This window comes from Sphingomonas sp. CD22, from assembly GCF_034556155.1.
Taxonomy (GTDB): Bacteria; Pseudomonadota; Alphaproteobacteria; order Sphingomonadales; family Sphingomonadaceae; genus Sphingomonas.
This window is the reverse complement of record NZ_JAYDYX010000002.1, coordinates 95,032-109,683: the sequence shown is the minus strand read 5'-3', so window position 1 is coordinate 109,683 and position 14,652 is coordinate 95,032. Positions and strand designations below refer to the sequence as shown.

16 protein-coding genes are annotated in these 14,652 nt (G+C 69.7%); 7 read left to right on the top strand and 9 right to left on the bottom strand.

Features of this window, described 5'->3' with window-relative positions; all coding sequences use genetic code 11:
• The first annotated feature begins 10 nt into the window (after positions 1-10).
• Positions 11-154 (top strand): hypothetical protein, encoded by a 144-nt coding sequence (locus SFC76_RS03795; protein WP_322848169.1) that lies wholly within the window; start codon positions 11-13, stop codon positions 152-154.
• A 4-nt stretch (positions 155-158) separates the two neighbouring features.
• Here the strand turns inward: SFC76_RS03795 and SFC76_RS03790 are convergent, their stop codons facing one another.
• The 8 genes from SFC76_RS03790 to lgt all read right to left on the bottom strand — a co-directional run bounded on the left by SFC76_RS03790 (position 159) and on the right by lgt (position 8,894).
• Entirely contained in the window at positions 159-1,961 is a 1,803-nt protein-coding gene (locus SFC76_RS03790) for an aminopeptidase P family protein (protein ID WP_322848168.1), read from the bottom strand.
• A gap of 73 nt (positions 1,962-2,034) precedes the next feature.
• Positions 2,035-2,550, bottom strand: a complete 516-nt coding sequence (locus tag SFC76_RS03785; RefSeq protein WP_322848167.1) for a phosphoribosyltransferase domain-containing protein — start codon at positions 2,548-2,550, stop codon at positions 2,035-2,037.
• Positions 2,550-3,563 (bottom strand): adenosine deaminase, encoded by a 1,014-nt coding sequence (locus SFC76_RS03780; RefSeq protein WP_322848166.1) that lies wholly within the window; start codon positions 3,561-3,563, stop codon positions 2,550-2,552. Before SFC76_RS03780 ends, SFC76_RS03785 begins: the two co-directional genes overlap by 1 nt.
• A gap of 362 nt (positions 3,564-3,925) precedes the next feature.
• Entirely contained in the window at positions 3,926-5,251 is a 1,326-nt protein-coding gene (locus SFC76_RS03775) for a cystathionine gamma-synthase family protein (RefSeq protein WP_322848165.1), read from the bottom strand.
• 221 nt (positions 5,252-5,472) lie between these two features.
• Entirely contained in the window at positions 5,473-6,246 is a 774-nt protein-coding gene (gene pgeF, locus SFC76_RS03770; protein WP_322848164.1) for a peptidoglycan editing factor PgeF, read from the bottom strand.
• On the bottom strand, positions 6,243-6,752 hold the full coding sequence (locus SFC76_RS03765; RefSeq protein WP_322848163.1) for a GNAT family N-acetyltransferase: 510 nt from the start codon (positions 6,750-6,752) through the stop codon (positions 6,243-6,245). Before SFC76_RS03765 ends, pgeF begins: the two co-directional genes overlap by 4 nt.
• Positions 6,749-7,735, bottom strand: coding sequence for a class I SAM-dependent methyltransferase (locus SFC76_RS03760; protein WP_322848624.1), 987 nt, complete (start codon positions 7,733-7,735; stop codon positions 6,749-6,751). The genes SFC76_RS03765 and SFC76_RS03760 overlap by 4 nt, the downstream gene beginning before the upstream one ends.
• Positions 7,736-7,985: 250 nt before the next feature.
• The gene (gene lgt, locus SFC76_RS03755) at positions 7,986-8,894 is read right to left on the bottom strand and encodes a prolipoprotein diacylglyceryl transferase (RefSeq protein WP_322848162.1); all 909 of its coding nucleotides are present in this window, start codon (positions 8,892-8,894) and stop codon (positions 7,986-7,988) included.
• Between the two features lie 65 nt (positions 8,895-8,959).
• Here lgt and SFC76_RS03750 point away from each other — a divergent pair, with 65 nt between their 5' ends.
• The gene (locus SFC76_RS03750) at positions 8,960-10,645 is read left to right on the top strand and encodes a class I adenylate-forming enzyme family protein (protein ID WP_322848161.1); all 1,686 of its coding nucleotides are present in this window, start codon (positions 8,960-8,962) and stop codon (positions 10,643-10,645) included.
• Positions 10,646-10,653: 8 nt separating this feature from the next.
• Here the strand turns inward: SFC76_RS03750 and SFC76_RS03745 are convergent, their stop codons facing one another.
• Complete coding sequence (locus SFC76_RS03745; protein WP_322848160.1) at positions 10,654-11,727, bottom strand: DUF3667 domain-containing protein; 1,074 nt, start codon at positions 11,725-11,727, stop codon at positions 10,654-10,656.
• A gap of 61 nt (positions 11,728-11,788) precedes the next feature.
• On the opposite strand from SFC76_RS03745, the gene SFC76_RS03740 reads away from it, so the two are divergent.
• Genes SFC76_RS03740 through rsfS form a run of 5 tightly spaced genes read left to right on the top strand, consistent with a single transcriptional unit; the run spans position 11,789 to position 14,651 of the window.
• Positions 11,789-13,045: a glutamate-5-semialdehyde dehydrogenase gene (locus SFC76_RS03740; RefSeq protein ID WP_322848159.1), complete on the top strand. Its 1,257-nt coding sequence runs from the start codon at positions 11,789-11,791 to the stop codon at positions 13,043-13,045.
• A 39-nt stretch (positions 13,046-13,084) separates the two neighbouring features.
• A complete protein-coding gene (locus SFC76_RS03735) occupies positions 13,085-13,345 on the top strand; it encodes a CopG family ribbon-helix-helix protein (protein ID WP_322848158.1) in 261 nt (86 codons plus the stop codon).
• Entirely contained in the window at positions 13,336-13,575 is a 240-nt protein-coding gene (locus SFC76_RS03730; protein WP_322848157.1) for a type II toxin-antitoxin system RelE/ParE family toxin, read from the top strand. The genes SFC76_RS03735 and SFC76_RS03730 overlap by 10 nt, the downstream gene beginning before the upstream one ends.
• Before the next feature lie 25 nt (positions 13,576-13,600).
• Positions 13,601-14,236, top strand: coding sequence for a nicotinate-nucleotide adenylyltransferase (locus tag SFC76_RS03725; RefSeq protein ID WP_322848156.1), 636 nt, complete (start codon positions 13,601-13,603; stop codon positions 14,234-14,236).
• 58 nt (positions 14,237-14,294) lie between these two features.
• Positions 14,295-14,651, top strand: a complete 357-nt coding sequence (gene rsfS / locus SFC76_RS03720) for a ribosome silencing factor (RefSeq protein ID WP_322848155.1) — start codon at positions 14,295-14,297, stop codon at positions 14,649-14,651.
• Position 14,652: the final 1 nt, after the last annotated feature.

Genomic DNA, 14,652 nt, shown 5'->3' with positions numbered 1-14,652 from the left:
GCAGATCGGCATGGCGGACAAGGACGAACGGGCGCAGCGGCTGGCGGCGCAATTGCGGGCGAACCTGCATCGGCGCAAGGCGCAGGCGCGCGCCGCAGCGCAAACCGCGCCCGCCGCCGATGCCCCGGAAAAACCCACGCAGCCCGACGAATAGCCGCTCAGCCGATCGGCGCGCATTTCGCCGCGAGCCAGTCGCGGTCGTCCGCGTCCAGCTCCGGGCCGATGCGGGCGAGCACCTCGGCATGGTAGACGTCGAGCCAGTCGCGCTCGTCGCGGGTCAGCAGCGCCGAGTCGATCAGCGTCCGCTCGATCGGTGCGAAGGTGAGCGTCTCGAAGCCGAGCATGCGGCGATCGGGGTCGCCCCCGGCGATCTCCACCGGAATGACGAGCAGCAGATTCTCGATGCGGATGCCGTATTCGCCCGCTTTGTAATAGCCCGGTTCGTTCGAGAGCATCATGCCCGCGCGCAGCGGCTCGAGCGAGGCGCCGCCGGGGTAATTGGGCGCGGCGATCCGCTGCGGCCCCTCGTGGACCGCGAGATAGCTACCGATGCCGTGACCGGTGCCATGGCCGAAATCGAGCCCCGCCTCCCACAACGGCCGGCGCGCGAAGCCGTCGATCTGCGCGCCGCAGGTGCCGTCGGGGAAGATCGCGGTGGCGATCGCGATATGGCCCTTGAGCACGCGGGTGAAGCGGTCGCGCATCTCGGGCGTCGGCGCGCCGATCGGCATGACGCGGGTGACGTCGGTGGTGCCGTCGCGATACTGGCCGCCCGAATCGATCAGGAACAGCTCGCCGCTGCGGATCGGCGCGTTCGAGTCTTCGGTGACGTGATAATGCGGGCTGGCGCCATGCGCGCCGGTCGCCGAGATCGTGTCGAACGACGTGTCGAGCAGCAGGCCGGTCTCCGCGCGCAAGGCGAGCAGGCGGGCGGCGGCGGAGAGTTCGGTCTCGCCGCCCTTGGGGCATTCGGTCTCGACCCAGCGCAGGAAGCGGGTGAGCGCGGCGCCGTCGCGGAGCGAGGCGGCGCGGTGGCCGGCGACCTCGACGGGGTTCTTGCGCGCCTTGGCGAGGACGACGGGATCGCGCAGCGGCAGCACCTTGGCGCCCGCAGCGCCGAGCGCGTCGAAGATCGCGGCGACGGCGCGTTCGGGATCGGCGGCAATGCGCTTGCCGGCATAGCCTCCGAGCGCCGCGGCGAAGGCGTCGCGATCGTGCAGGCGGACGGCGTTGCCGAGATGCTGGCGGACCGCATCGTCGATCTTGCCGGGCGCGACGAACAGGTCGGTGGTGCCGTCGCTGCCGACGATCGCATAGGACAGGGTCACCGGCGTGTGCGCGACGTCGCCGCCGCGGACGTTGAGCGTCCAGGCGATCGAATCGAGCGCGGTGAGCACGACCGCGTCGGCGCGCTGTTCGGCCAGCCAGTCGGCGATGCCGGCGCGTTTGGCGGCGGAGGATTCGCCGGCATAAGCGTCGTCGTGCGGGGTCAGCGGCGCGGGCGAGGGGGCGGGGCGGTCGTCCCACACCGCGTCGATCGGATTGGCCTCGACCGGGACGAGCGTCGCGCCGCGGTCGGCGAGCGCGGCGGTGGTGTCCTTCACCCAGCCGCTGGTGTGCAGCCACGGATCGTAGCCGATCCGCGCGCCGTCATCGACATTGGCGGCGAGCCAGCCGGCGACGCTCTCCTGCGGCACCGGGACATAGGCCCAGTCGTCGCCCGACACCTGCTCGCGCACCTGCAACGTGTAGCGGCCGTCGGTGAAGATCGCGGCGCGCGCGGCGAGCACCACCGCGCTGCCCGCCGAGCCGCCGAAGCCGGTCAGCCAGCCGAGCCGCTGCGCATAGGCGCCGACATATTCGCTCATATGCTCGTCGGTAAGCGGCACGACGAAACCGTCGAGGCCGATGCGGGCGAGTTCGGCGCGGAGGGCGGCGAGGCGGGCGTTATGGGGCGTCATGGGTCTGTCCATAGGTTGGGGCATCTGGCCCTCCGCTGAAACGGCAAGGGGCGCTGGGCGCGGCGAGCAGCGCTCAGGCGATCCGGTCGGGGACCTCGGCGGCATCGTCGGCGAGCGACTGCTGCGGCGCGACCGCTTCCCACGGGAAGACGAACCAGTCCTTGGTGTCGCGCCGGTCGATCGTGCGGGCGGCGTAATCGACACGCTCGGCCGAGCTGACATTGTCGATCAGCGTCGCGAAGCGCAGCACCGCCGCGGTCGCGCCGGCGTTCGCCAGCGTCGTGCGAATATGGCCGATGGTCCGGCCCGAATCGTTGATGTCGTCGACGAACAGCAGTTTCTCGCCGGCGCGTGTGCGTTCGGCGAGGCGGACCAGCGGCGCTTCGGCGAAATCCTCGACTTGGCTCGAATAATCGACCGAGAGCATCGGCAGGCCGGTGGCGTGGCTGAGATACACCGCCGGGGCGAGGCCGCCGCGGCCGATGCCGATGATGAAATCGGGCGTCCAGCCGCCGTCGCGCAGCGCGCCGGCGAGCGTATGGACCGCGGCGACGAACTCGTCGTGCGGGATATGGGTGAAGACCGGCATCACTGCGCCGCCACATAAGCGTCGAGCGTGGCGAGATGCGCCGCCACCGTCTCGTCGGGCAGGAAGGAGCCGAGGAAGCTGTTGCGCGCGAGCAGCGCGAGGTCGGCGCGGCTGAGGGCGCGTGCCTCCGCGGCGGCCTGGTAATTGGCGGCGACATAGCCGCCGAAATAGGCGGGATCGTCCGAATTGATCGTCGCGCGCAGCCCCTCGCGCAGCATGCGGTCGATGGGATGATCGGCCATCGCGTCGACGACGCAGAGCTTGAGGTTGGACAGCGGGCAGACGGTGAGCGTCATGCCGGTGCGCGCCAGCCGCGCGGTGAGCACCGGGTCCTCGAGGCTGCGGTTGCCGTGGTCGAGCCGGTCGATGCCGAGCACGTCGAGCGCCTGATAGACATAGTCGGGCGGCCCCTCCTCGCCGGCATGCGCGACCAGCCGCAGCCCGGCGGCGCGCGCCGCGGCGAAGACGCGGGCGAATTTTTCGGGCGGGTGGCCGAGTTCGGACGAATCGAGCCCGACCGCGGCGATCCGGTCGAGCCACGGCTGCGCCGCCGCCAGCGTCGCGAAGGCGTCCGCCTCGTCGAGATGGCGCAGGAAGCAGAGGATCAGCGCCGCGCTCATGCCATGGCGCGCCCCGGCGTCGGCGATGCCGTCGAGCAGGCCGGTGATCACCGTCTCGAACGCCACGCCGCGGGCGAGATGCGTCTGCGGATCGAACATGATCTCCGCATGGACGACCCCGTCGGCGGCGGCGCGGTCGAAATAGGCGATCGCGAGGTCGCGGAAATCCTCGCGCGTCAGCAGGACGTTGGCGCCCTGATAATAGATGTCGAGGAAGTCCTGCAGGCGGGTGAAGCTGTAGGCGGCGCGCACCTCCTCGACGCTGGCGAAGGGGATGGCGACGCCGTTGCGCTGCGCCAGCGCGAACATCAGTTCGGGTTCGAGGCTGCCCTCGATATGCAGGTGCAGCTCCGCCTTGGGCAGGCCGGTGATGAAGGTGGCGAGATCGGGCATCCGCTTATCATCGTGACATTGCCGCATCGGGGCAAGGCGCGTTCGGGAAGGTGGAAAGGGAGATTCGCGCGAAGACGCGAAGACGCGAAGACGCGAAGGGGTTGCGCGCGCCGCGGGCGTGGCCCGTTCCCTCTTGGACGGAGAACGTGAGGAAGCCTGTGGCGCAATCTCTTCGCGTCTTCGCGCCTTCGCGTGATTCCATTTTCGCGCAGAGGCGCAGAGACCGCAGAGGAGTTGCGCGCAATGCGGCCGAACCACTCAGCCCCCGATGAAAAGGCGCCTTCGGCGCAGAGGGCGCGACCCCTCTGCGCCCTCTGCGCCTCTGCGCGAACAACACTTCTCCGCGCCGCCGCGCGCGCCGGTCAGATCGCCGCGAGCGCCTGATCGAAGTCGGCGATCAGATCGTCGGCATCCTCGACGCCGATCGAGATGCGCACCAGATTGTCGGTGATGCCCAGCGCCGCCTTGCGCTCCTCGGGCACCGACAGATGCGTCATCGCCGCCGGATGGCTGGCGAGCGTCTCGGTGCCGCCGAGCGACACCGCGAGCTTGGCGATGCGCAGCGCGTCGAGGAAGCGGAACGCCTCCGCCTCGCCGCCCTTGACGATCAGCGAGAAGGTCGAGCCCGCGCCGGTGCAATGGCGGGCGTAGATATCGGCCTGGCGCTCCATCCCCGGCGTGTCGGGCAGGAAGCCGAGATAGCCGACGCGCTCGACCTTGGGATGGTCGCGCAGGAAGGCGCAGACCTTGACCGCATTCTCGCCGGCGCGGCTCATCCGCAATTCCAGCGTTTCGAGGCTGCGCAGCAGCATCCACGCGGTATGCGGATCGCAGATCGTGCCGATCGTGTTGCGCATCGAGCGGATCGTGTTGATGTGCGCCTTGCTGCCGAGCACGCCGCCCGCGACGAGGTCGCTATGCCCGCCGGCATATTTGGTGAGGCTGTAGACGACGATATCGGCACCGTGGCGCAGCGGCTGCTGCCACAGCGGACCGAGGAAGGTGTTGTCGATCGCGATCGGCGGCTTTTCGTCGGCATCGGCGAAGATCGCGTCGCGGCTCGCCGCCACCGCCTCGATATCGACCAGCGCGTTGGTCGGGTTGGCGGGGCTTTCGAGGTAGATCAGCGCGACATGGCCGGTCTTCGCCTCGGTCATCACCGCGTCGATCTCCTCGCGCGTTGCGCCGGCCGGGAAGTCGAGCCACTTGACCCCGAACTTGCCGAGGATGCGGCCGATCAGCGTCTCGGTCGCCGCATAGAGCGGGCCGGAATGGACGATCGTGTCGCCCGGCTTGGTCATCGCGAGGAACAGGGTGGCGATCGCCGACATGCCGCTGGAGAAAGCGAGCGCGTCCTCCGCTTCCTCCCAGATGCCGAGCCGGTCCTCGAGGATTTCTTGGTTCGGGCCGTTGAAGCGCGAATAGACCAGGCCGTCGGCGCCGCCCGGCCGCTTGCCGGTGACGCCCTCGAAATGGCGCTTGCCCGCGGCGGCATTGGGGAAGACGAAGGTCGAGGTGAGGAAGATCGGCGGCTTGAGCGCGCCTTCCGACAGCGCCGGGTCGAAACCGTGGCCCATCATCATCGTCGAGGGGCGCAGCTTGCGGTCGCCGATCTTCTCGACGCCGATATCGCTCGCGGCCGGGCTCTGGGTGCCGCCGGCGCCGGTCAGTTCTGCTTCGTCGGGCATGGTCTTCTCCTTGATGACCGGAGCATAGCCGCGGATCGTAACGGATGACACCAGTTTGCGGTTGGCGGTGAGGGATGGCGGGTGGCCGCCCCCAATTCGTCATCCCGACGAAAGTCGGGACCCATGGGTCCGGTGCCGCTGGCGACGGCGCACATCATCGGCCGCCCGCAACCATGGGTCCCGGCCTTCGCCGGGATGACGAGGAGGGGCAGGGGGCGGTCTTACCCCAATCCGATCACGCTGATCTGCCGTCCGTAATCCGCCTCGCCGCGATGCGTCGCGCGGCGGAAGCTGTAGAAACGGTCGGCATCGGCATAAGTGTCGAGCCCCAGCGCCTCGATCCGCGTCACCCCTGCGGCGGCGAGCCGGTGCGCGACATAGGCTTCGAGATCGAACTGGTGATGGCCTGCGCGCCCATCGGCGAAGAAGCGCTCGTTCGCCGCATCGGCTGCGGCGAAAATGCGCAGGAAGCCGTCGTCCACCTCATAGGAGGCGCGCGCGATGCACGGCCCGATCGCGGCGACGATCCGCTCGCGCCGCGCGCCCAGCGACTCCATCGCCGCCAGCGTCGCGTCGGTGACGCCGCCGAGCGCGCCCTTCCATCCGGCGTGCGCCGCGCCGACGACGCCCGCTTCGCGATCGGCGAACAGCACCGGCGCGCAATCCGCGGTGAGGATGCCGAGCAGCAGGCCCGGCCGGTCGGTGACCAGCGCATCCGCCCGCGGTCGCGCGTCGTCCGCATAAGGCGCGGTGACGACCACCGCCTCGGCCGAATGGATCTGGTAGAGGCCGAGCAGCGCCGCATCCGGCAGCACCGCGGCACAGGCGCGGCGGCGGTTCTCGGCGACCGCGGCGGGATCGTCGGCCGAGCCCAATCCGACGTTGAGTCCGGCGACCACCCCCTCCGACACGCCACCGCGCCGGCCGAGGAAGCCGTGGGGCACGCCGTCGAAGCGCCGCGCGCGGATCGTCTCGACGCTCACCCCGACGCTCACAGCGCCAGCCGCATCAGATGATCCTCGTCGGCATGATCGCCGACCATGAAGGTGTAGACGCCGATCTCCTCGAAGCCATAGCGTTCGTAGAAGCGCCGCGCGCGATGGTTGTCGACATAGACCGACAGGAATAGCTCGCCCGCCCCGCGTGCCCGCGCGGTGGCGATCACCCAATCCATCATCCGTGCCGCCAGCCCGCTGCCCTGCTGCGATCCGCGCAGGTACAATTGGCGCAGCTCGATCATCGCGCCGGCGGGCGTCACCGGCAACGAATGCGGCCCCAATTTGGCGAACCCCACCGCCGCGCCATCGTCCTCGGCGAGCAGGAAGGCGAAGGCGGGATCGGCCAGCTCCGCACGCCATTGCTCCACCGTCAGCGCATCAAGGAAGCTCGCGAGATCGGCGGGATCGTAGAGCGGGCCGAAGGTCGCGGTGAAGCAATCCGCCATCAGCGCGGCGATCGCCTCGGCATCGGCAACCGTGGGGTTGCGCAGCGTCGCGGTCATGCGCCGAACGCCGCCGGCGTCGGCCAGTCGTGGTGCGTCACCGCCAGCGCCTTGAACAGCATCCCCATCTCTCCCATCAACCGCGCGCGATCGGCGAGGATCGCCTCGGTCCGCTCCGGCGCATGGCGCGCGAGCGCGGTGGCGCGCCCGTCGATGCCGAGCCCGCCCAACAGGTCGCGCTGCGTCACCGGCCCCCAGGCGACCGCGCCTGCCGCCTGCGCGGCGGCGGCGAGCGTGGTGAAGTCGACATGCGCGGACAGGTCGTTGTCGCCCGGCGTCTCGAACGGATTGGCGAAGCCGTGGCCGCGCACCGCCTGCAACGTCTCGCCGAGCGCCGGCCCCTCGTAACCGTAATCGACCGCGAGCATCGCGCCGCCCTGCGCGGCGATGCGGCGGCCGAGCGCCTGCATCACCGCGACGCTCGCCGGCGAAATCTCCAGCACCGATCCGGCGGAGGCGTCGCGCAACGGCTCGGGCAGCAGCTCGACCGGCACGGCCTTGCCCGCGATCGGCAGGAACAACGTGTCCTGACAGGCGACGAGCCGTTCGTGCCACCCTTCTCCGCGGCGGACGAGCTGGCGGATCGGCAGCGCGTCGAAGAATTCGTTGGCGACGACGAGCAGCGCGGCGTCGGCTGGCAGCGTCTCGACGCCGTCGTGCCAGGTCGCGCCCGGTACGCGCTCGGCCTGCGCGGCGCGCAGCACCGGGCTGGTCTCGACGAAATGTACCGCGGGGACGAGGCCCGCCTTGGCCATCGCGCGCAAGGCGTCGGCGGCGAGCGTGCCGCGACCGGGGCCGAGCTCGACCCAGGCGACCTCCGGCCGGCCGGCGCGGTCCCACAGATCGGCGCACCACAGACCGATCAGCTCGCCGAACATCTGGCTGATCTCGGGCGCGGTGACGAAATCGCCGCGCGCGCCGAACGGATCGCGGGTCGCGTAATAATGCGCATTGGCGGCGGCCATGAACTGCGACACCGGCATCGGCCCGGCAAGGGTGATGGCGCGCGCGAGACGGTCGGGGAGGGGGGCTTCGGTCACCCGCCCGAAATGACGGCGGGGACGGGACGGCGCAAGGGTTTAGGGGGGCGATCCCCCCAAACCCCATCGTCATCCCGGCGAACGCCGGGACCCATGGTCGCGAGCGGCTGATGGTACGTGCCAACGCCTGTTGCACCGTATCCATGGGTTCCGGCTTTCGCCGGAATGACGAGGGAAGGAAGGGGTGACGGGCCTACGCCACGCTTTGCGTCCCCGCGATCGGCTCCACCCGCGTCCGCCGCTTGGGCGCGGTCAGCACCAGATACAGGCCGCCGACGATCATCGGCATGCACAGCCACTGGCCCATATGGATATGCGTCGCCTCGATGAACGAGCCGCGGAACTGCGCATCGGGCTCGCGGAAGAATTCGACGATGAACCGCGCGACGCCATAGCCGAGCACGAAGAGGCCGACGAGCTTGCCCGGCTGGTAGCGCGCCTTGGTCCGCCAGAAGGCGAACCACAGGATCGCGAACAGCACGATCCCCTCCAGCCCCGCCTCGTAGAGCTGGCTCGGGTGGCGCGCCGGCTCGGGCACGTCGAACGGCACGGTCCGCTCGAACACGATCGCCCAGGGCACGTCGGCGGGCTTGCCCCACAATTCGCCGTTCACGAAATTCGCCAGCCGGCCGAAGAACAGCCCGAACGGCACGACGCAGGCGATGTAATCGTGGACCCGCAGCCAATCGAGCTTGTGCTTGCGCGCGAACAGGATGATCCCGATCGACGTGCCGATCACCCCGCCGTGGAAGCTCATCCCGCCGTCCCACAACCGCAGGATGCGGATCGGGTGGAGCAGCATCTCGGGCGCGTAGAACAGCACATAGCCGATCCGCCCGCCGAGGATGATGCCGAGCGTCGCGTAGAAGACGAGGTCGTCGGCATGGCGCCGCGCCATCGGCGCGCCGGGCTGGGCGAGCAGCTTGAGCAGATACCACCAGCCGACCAGGATGCCCGCGATATAGGCGAGGCTGTACCAGCGCAGCGTGAAGAAGCCGATCGAGAAGATGTCGGGGTGCAGCCCCAGATCGGCGAAATGGATGTGGCCGCCGCCCGCCGGGACGGCGGTGGGGGCGGCAGCGGCGAGCAACGGCAGGATCAAGGCTTTCCCCCAGGGTTTGGCGTCTGCATAGTGGGCCAAAGGCACAAGACCAAGCGGAGAGAGATATGAGGACGACGCTCGACGAGCGCATGGACGCGACCATGGCGGCGCTGACCGCGCCCGGCGGCATGCTGCCGCTCGGCACCACGCAGCGCGACGGGCGCGACTATTCGATCATCACCGCCGCGCCGCCCTCGCTCCCTTATTATTTTGCCCATTATTGTCAGGAACATGCCGACAAGACCTTTCTGGTGTCCGGGGCCGAGCGGCTGACCTTCGCGCAGGTCCATGCGGTCGCCACCGGCGTCGCGCAGGCGCTGGTCGCCGATCGCGGCATTGCCCGCGGCGACCGCGTCGGCATCGCGATGCGCAACTCGCCGGCGTGGATCGTGCTCTACATGGGCGTGGTGATGGCGGGCGGCGTCGCCACCCTGCTCAACGGCTGGTGGCAGGCGGAGGAGCTGGCGGCGGCGATTCGCGAGGTGGATTGCGCCTTGGTCTTCGCCGATGCGCCGCGGGCGAAGCGGCTCGGCGGCGTCGACGCGCCCGTGGTCACGATCGACGACACGCTGCCGCTCGCGCAGGCGCTCGGCGCGGTGACCGCCGCCGGCCAGTCCGACATGCCGCTTCCGGCGGTCGCCGCGGAGGATCATGCGACGATCCTGTTCACCTCGGGCTCGACCGGCCAGTCGAAGGGGGCGCTGTGCGACCATCGCAGCGTGATCCAGGGCGTCTTCAACTATCTCGCGCAGGCGCTCACCATGCTCGGCATCGCCGCGCAGGACGGCAACGCGCCGACCGAACAGCCCTCGACGTTGCTGACGCTGCCGCTGTTCCACGTCACCGCCGAGGTGCCGGTGCTGCTGCAGAGCTTCGCGATGGGGCGCAAATTGGTGCTCATGCCCAAATGGGACGCGGGCGAGGCGATGCGGCTGATCGCGCAGGAGCGGATCAGCTATTTCGTCGGCGTGCCGCTGATGAGCTTCGAGATCCTGACCCATCCCGATCGCGCGCATTACGATCTGTCGACCGTCACCGACTTCGCCGCCGGCGGCGCGCCGCGGCCGGTCGAGCATGTGCGGCGGATCGATGCCGAGATGGGCGGCGGTGCGCCGCTGATCGGCTATGGCCTCACCGAGACCAATGCGGTCGGCACCGGCAATTGGCGGACCAATTATCTCGCCAAGCCCAATAGCGCCGGCCGCGCCTCGCCGCCGCTGGTCGATCTCGCCATCCTCGACGATGCCGGCGTTTCGGTGCCGCAGGGCGCGCGCGGCGAGGTCGCGATCCGCTCGATCTGCAACTTCCTGGGCTATTGGAACCGGCCCGAGGCGACCGCGGCCTGCATGACCGCCGACGGCTATTTCCGCACCGGCGACATCGGCTATCTCGACGCGGACGGCTATCTGTTCATCGTCGACCGCAAGAAGGACATCATCATCCGCGGCGGCGAGAATATCTCGTGCCAGGAGGTCGAGGCGGCGCTCTACTCGCATCCCGCGGTGGCGGAGGCGGCGGTGTTCGGCCTGCCCGACGCGCGCTTCGACGAGGTGCCCGGCGCGGTCGTCCAGCCGCGCGACGGCGAGACGCTGACCGAAGGCGCGCTGCAGGCGTTCCTCGCCGACCATATCGCCGCCTTCAAGGTGCCGACGCGCATCTGGATCGCCAACGCACCGCTGCCGCGGCTGGGCACGGAAAAGATCGACAAGGTCGCGCTGCGCGAGACGTATCGGGCGCTGGCGGCGACCTGAGCGGCCGCTCAGTCGGTCAGCCCATGCATCAGCAGCAGCGCGACGAAGGTCAGCAACGCCGCCCAGGCGAAGACGAGCAGCGCGGCGGTCCGCCACAGCGCCGACAGCGTGCGCAGCGTATAGGCGCCGCGTAGCTGGCGGTACATGTGCAGCGGCGGCAGCGCGAAGACCGCCAGCACGATCCAGCCGCTGCCTAGACCTGCGACGCCGAGCAGCATCAGCGCGATCACCATCAGCATCATGAAGGCGAGGCTGTAGGTGACGAAGATCGCATGGTCGTACAGCCCGAACCGCCGCCGCCAGAGGAACAGCAGCGCGACGAACGGCGTCGAGATCGGGATCAGCAGCCAGCTGTATTTGTACGCGCTCGATTGCAGCTTGTAGAGCGCGAGCCCCGGGTTCTTGCTCGCCTTCTGCAATCCGTGGTCGAGTTTCTCCCATCCCGTCTTCGCATTGGTCAGCGCGAGGGGGATGTCGCCGGTTCCGCCGCCGTCGACGCGCCTGAGCGCGGCGATCGCGGTGCGCAGCGAGGCGATGTCCTTGTCGACCTGCGCCGTCGGCCGGCCCGCGGCGACCAGCTGCGCGCGCTGCGCCTCCGCCTTGTCGAGCCCCTGCTGCGCCTTCTCGGCTCCGCGCGCCAGGCCGACGGCGTTGCTGTTCATCCGCTCGGGCGTGACCAGTTCGGCGATATCGCCGCCGAGCGCGCTGATCGCCGCGAACATCAGGAAGACGGTGAACAGGAACAGCGCGAGCGGCGAGACGAAGCGGGCGCGCTCGCCGGCGACGTAGCGGCGGGTGAGGTCGCCGGGCCGCCACAGCAGCATCGGCAGCGTCCGCCAGATCTTGCCCTCGAAATGGAAGACGCCGTGCGCGATCTCGTGGCCGATCGCGCCGACGCTGCGGTGGACATGGCCGCTCTGGCCGCAGGCGTGGCAATGTGCGCCGATCAGCCGCGTCCCGCAATTGAGGCACAGGTCGCCGGCATGCCCGTGCCCCGCGCCGTCCCCCGCATGCGGCTCGACCGCCCGTGCCCCGAGCGCCCCGGTGATGAGGTCGCCTGCTGCTGTGATATCCCCCGACATGGCATGGACGTAGCAAGAGTGCGATCGTGGCGCGAGGGGGCAGTTCGTGGTAACGAACCTGATGGCCGACGCAGAGAATCCGACCGAATTGATCGCCGAGATGGGCCGCCGCGCCCGCCGTGCCGCCGCCGCGCTCGCCGGCATGCCGACCGCGACTAAGGCCGCCGCATTGCGCGCCGCCGCCGCGGCGCTGCGCGATGCCGAAGCGCCGATCCTCGCCGCCAACGCGCGCGACATGGCGGCGGGCGCGGCGCGCGGGCTGTCGGCCGCGCTGCTCGACCGGTTGCAGCTCGACGCGGGCCGGATCGCCGGCATGGCCGCGGGGGTCGAGGCGGTGGCAGCGCTCGCCGATCCCGTCGGGCAGGTGATCGACCGCGCCGAACGCCCCAACGGCCTGCAGCTCAGCCGCGTGCGCGTGCCGATCGGGGTGATCGGCATCATCTACGAATCGCGGCCCAACGTCACCGCCGACGCGGCGGCGCTGTGCGTGATGGCGGGCAATGCCGCGATCCTGCGCGGGGGGTCGGAGGCGGTGCACAGCAACCGCGCGATCCACGCGGCGCTGGCGGCGGGCTTCGCCGCGGCGGGGCTGCCGGCGGATGCGGCGCAACTGGTGCCGACCACCGATCGCGCGGCGGTCGGCGCGATGCTGGCGGCGGACGGCGTCATCGACCTCGTCGTGCCGCGCGGCGGCAAGAGCCTCGTCGCGCGCGTCCAGGCGGAGGCGCGCGTGCCGGTGCTCGCGCATCTCGATGGCATCAACCACGTCTATGTCGATGGCTCCGCCGATGCCGCGATGGCGCGGGCGATCGTCGTCAACGCCAAGATGCGGCGCACCGGCATCTGCGGGTCGATGGAGACGCTGCTGATCGACCGTGCCTTCGCCGCGCCCGACGCGCTCGTCCACGCGCTGGCCGACGCCGGCTGTGCGGTCCGCGGCGATGCCGATATCGTCGCGGCGACCGGCATCGCGCCGGCCACCGCGGAGGATTGGGACACCGAATATCTCGACGCGATCACCTCGGTCGCGCTGGTCGACGGCGTCGAGGGCGCGATGGCGCATATCGCACGGCACGGTTCACACCATACCGACGCGATCGTTGCGGCGGACGAGGCGGTGGCGGAGCGTTTCCTCGCCGGCGTCGACAGCGCGATCGTGCTGTGGAACGCCTCGACCCAATTCGCCGACGGCGGCGAATTCGGCCTGGGCGCGGAGATCGGCATCGCCACCGGCCGCCTCCACGCCCGCGGGCCGGTCGCGCTGGAGGGGCTGACGACGTACAAATGGATCGGGCGGGGGACGGGGCAGGTGCGCTGACGAGTTGAGAACCGGTCGCGCCGCGCCTATACTCGCGGCATGGCCAGCCTTCTGCCGATCACAACCGAAGTCGATGCCGATACGATGGCGCTGGTCGACAGCGTCGCGCTTCGCCGTGGTATGAGCAGCCGTGAATTCGCGGCCCAGGCAATCCGCCGTGCGGCGGAGAGCGACGCGGATTTCGACTCCTTCATTCAGGCCGGCATCGACTCGCTTGATCGCGGCGAAGGCGTGCCGCACGAACAGGTCATGGCCGAACTTGATGCGATGATCGCCAAGCATCGGGACCGATGCGGATAATCTGGTCGCCGCTCGCGCGCGACGATTTGGCGACGATCAACGGTTGGCTCACGCGCGAGGCGTCCCCGGCGGTCGCGTTGCGGATGCTCATCGCGATCCGCGACCGGGCGCGTTTCCTCGAGAATTTTCCCCTGAGCGGGCGGCCACATCGTCATGGCCATCGGATCCTGCGTATTTTCGACACGCCTTATTTGCTGCGTTACCGTATCCGCGACGAGCGGTCGCAGTGATCCGCGATCATCATGAGCGGGAAGATTGGCAAATCGAATTTTGACCCCCACCGGCATTCTCGGCGGGTCGTTCAACCCCGCGCATCGCGGACATCGCGCGATCACGCTCGCCGCGATCCGCGCGCTCGATCTCGACGAGACGTGGTGGCTGGTGTCGCCGGGCAACCCGCTGAAGGACGGGGCCGGCGACATGGCGCCGCTTGCGATGCGGCTCGCCTCGGCGAAGCGGCAGGCGCGCCGCGCGCCGATCCGCGCCACCGATATCGAGTCGCGGCTGCACACCCGCTATACGCTGGATACGCTGCGCAAATTGCAACGTCGCTACCCGCACCGGCAGTTCATCTGGCTGATGGGCGGGGACAATCTGGTGCAATTCCATCGCTGGCGCGGCTGGCGTGAGATCGCGCGTACGATGCCGATTGCGGTGATCGCGCGTCCGGGGTATGAGCGGGCCGCCCGGGCGAGCGTCGCCATGGGTTGGCTGCGACGCTTCCAACGGCCCGCAAGCCACGCGAAGCATTGGACGATGTGGAGATTGCCGGCACTCGTGCTGTTGCGCTTCCGCCCCGACCCTACCTCCGCTACCGCGGCCCGTGCGGCCGATCCCGACTGGCACCGGCGCCACCCGGCCCAGCAACCCAGGAGTCCCCTTGGCGACTAACCCCCAAGCCGTGCGTCCGGCCGATCCGGCCGAAGTCGAGGCTCTGCACCGGCTGATCATGGCGTCCCTCGAAGACGATCAGGCCGAGGAAGTGATCACCATCCCGCTCGCGGGCAAATCGACGATCGCCGACCATATGGTGATCGCCAGCGGCCGTTCGACGCGCCAGGTCGCCTCGATGGCGAACAAGCTCGCCGAGAAGATCAAGGCCGAGTTCCGGCGCAGCGTGCGGATCGAGGGTCTGCAGACCGCCGACTGGGTGCTGATCGATGCGAACGACGTCATCGTCCACCTCTTCCGGCCCGAAGTGCGCACCTTCTACAATCTGGAGCGGATGTGGCAGTTCGGCGATACCGTGTCGTCGTCGCTGAAACCGCTGCCCGTCCCCCCCGCCTCGTCGACGCCAGAGGCCTGAC

Excerpts from the sequence above, each read along its gene's own strand:
- SFC76_RS03795 (WP_322848169.1), top strand. The coding sequence starts at position 11 with ATGGCGGACAAGGACGAACGGGCGCAGCGGCTGGCGGCGCAATTGCGG.
- SFC76_RS03790 (WP_322848168.1), bottom strand. The coding sequence starts at position 1,961 with ATGACGCCCCATAACGCCCGCCTCGCCGCCCTCCGCGCCGAACTCGCC.
- SFC76_RS03785 (WP_322848167.1), bottom strand. The coding sequence starts at position 2,550 with ATGCCGGTCTTCACCCATATCCCGCACGACGAGTTCGTCGCCGCGGTC.
- SFC76_RS03780 (WP_322848166.1), bottom strand. The coding sequence starts at position 3,563 with ATGCCCGATCTCGCCACCTTCATCACCGGCCTGCCCAAGGCGGAGCTG.
- SFC76_RS03775 (WP_322848165.1), bottom strand. The coding sequence starts at position 5,251 with ATGCCCGACGAAGCAGAACTGACCGGCGCCGGCGGCACCCAGAGCCCG.
- SFC76_RS03765 (WP_322848163.1), bottom strand. The coding sequence starts at position 6,752 with ATGACCGCGACGCTGCGCAACCCCACGGTTGCCGATGCCGAGGCGATC.
- SFC76_RS03760 (WP_322848624.1), bottom strand. The coding sequence starts at position 7,735 with ATGCCGGTGTCGCAGTTCATGGCCGCCGCCAATGCGCATTATTACGCG.
- SFC76_RS03750 (WP_322848161.1), top strand. The coding sequence starts at position 8,960 with ATGAGGACGACGCTCGACGAGCGCATGGACGCGACCATGGCGGCGCTG.
- SFC76_RS03745 (WP_322848160.1), bottom strand. The coding sequence starts at position 11,727 with ATGTCGGGGGATATCACAGCAGCAGGCGACCTCATCACCGGGGCGCTC.
- SFC76_RS03740 (WP_322848159.1), top strand. The coding sequence starts at position 11,789 with ATGGCCGACGCAGAGAATCCGACCGAATTGATCGCCGAGATGGGCCGC.
- SFC76_RS03735 (WP_322848158.1), top strand. The coding sequence starts at position 13,085 with ATGGCCAGCCTTCTGCCGATCACAACCGAAGTCGATGCCGATACGATG.
- SFC76_RS03730 (WP_322848157.1), top strand. The coding sequence starts at position 13,336 with ATGCGGATAATCTGGTCGCCGCTCGCGCGCGACGATTTGGCGACGATC.
- rsfS (WP_322848155.1), top strand. The coding sequence starts at position 14,295 with ATGGCGTCCCTCGAAGACGATCAGGCCGAGGAAGTGATCACCATCCCG.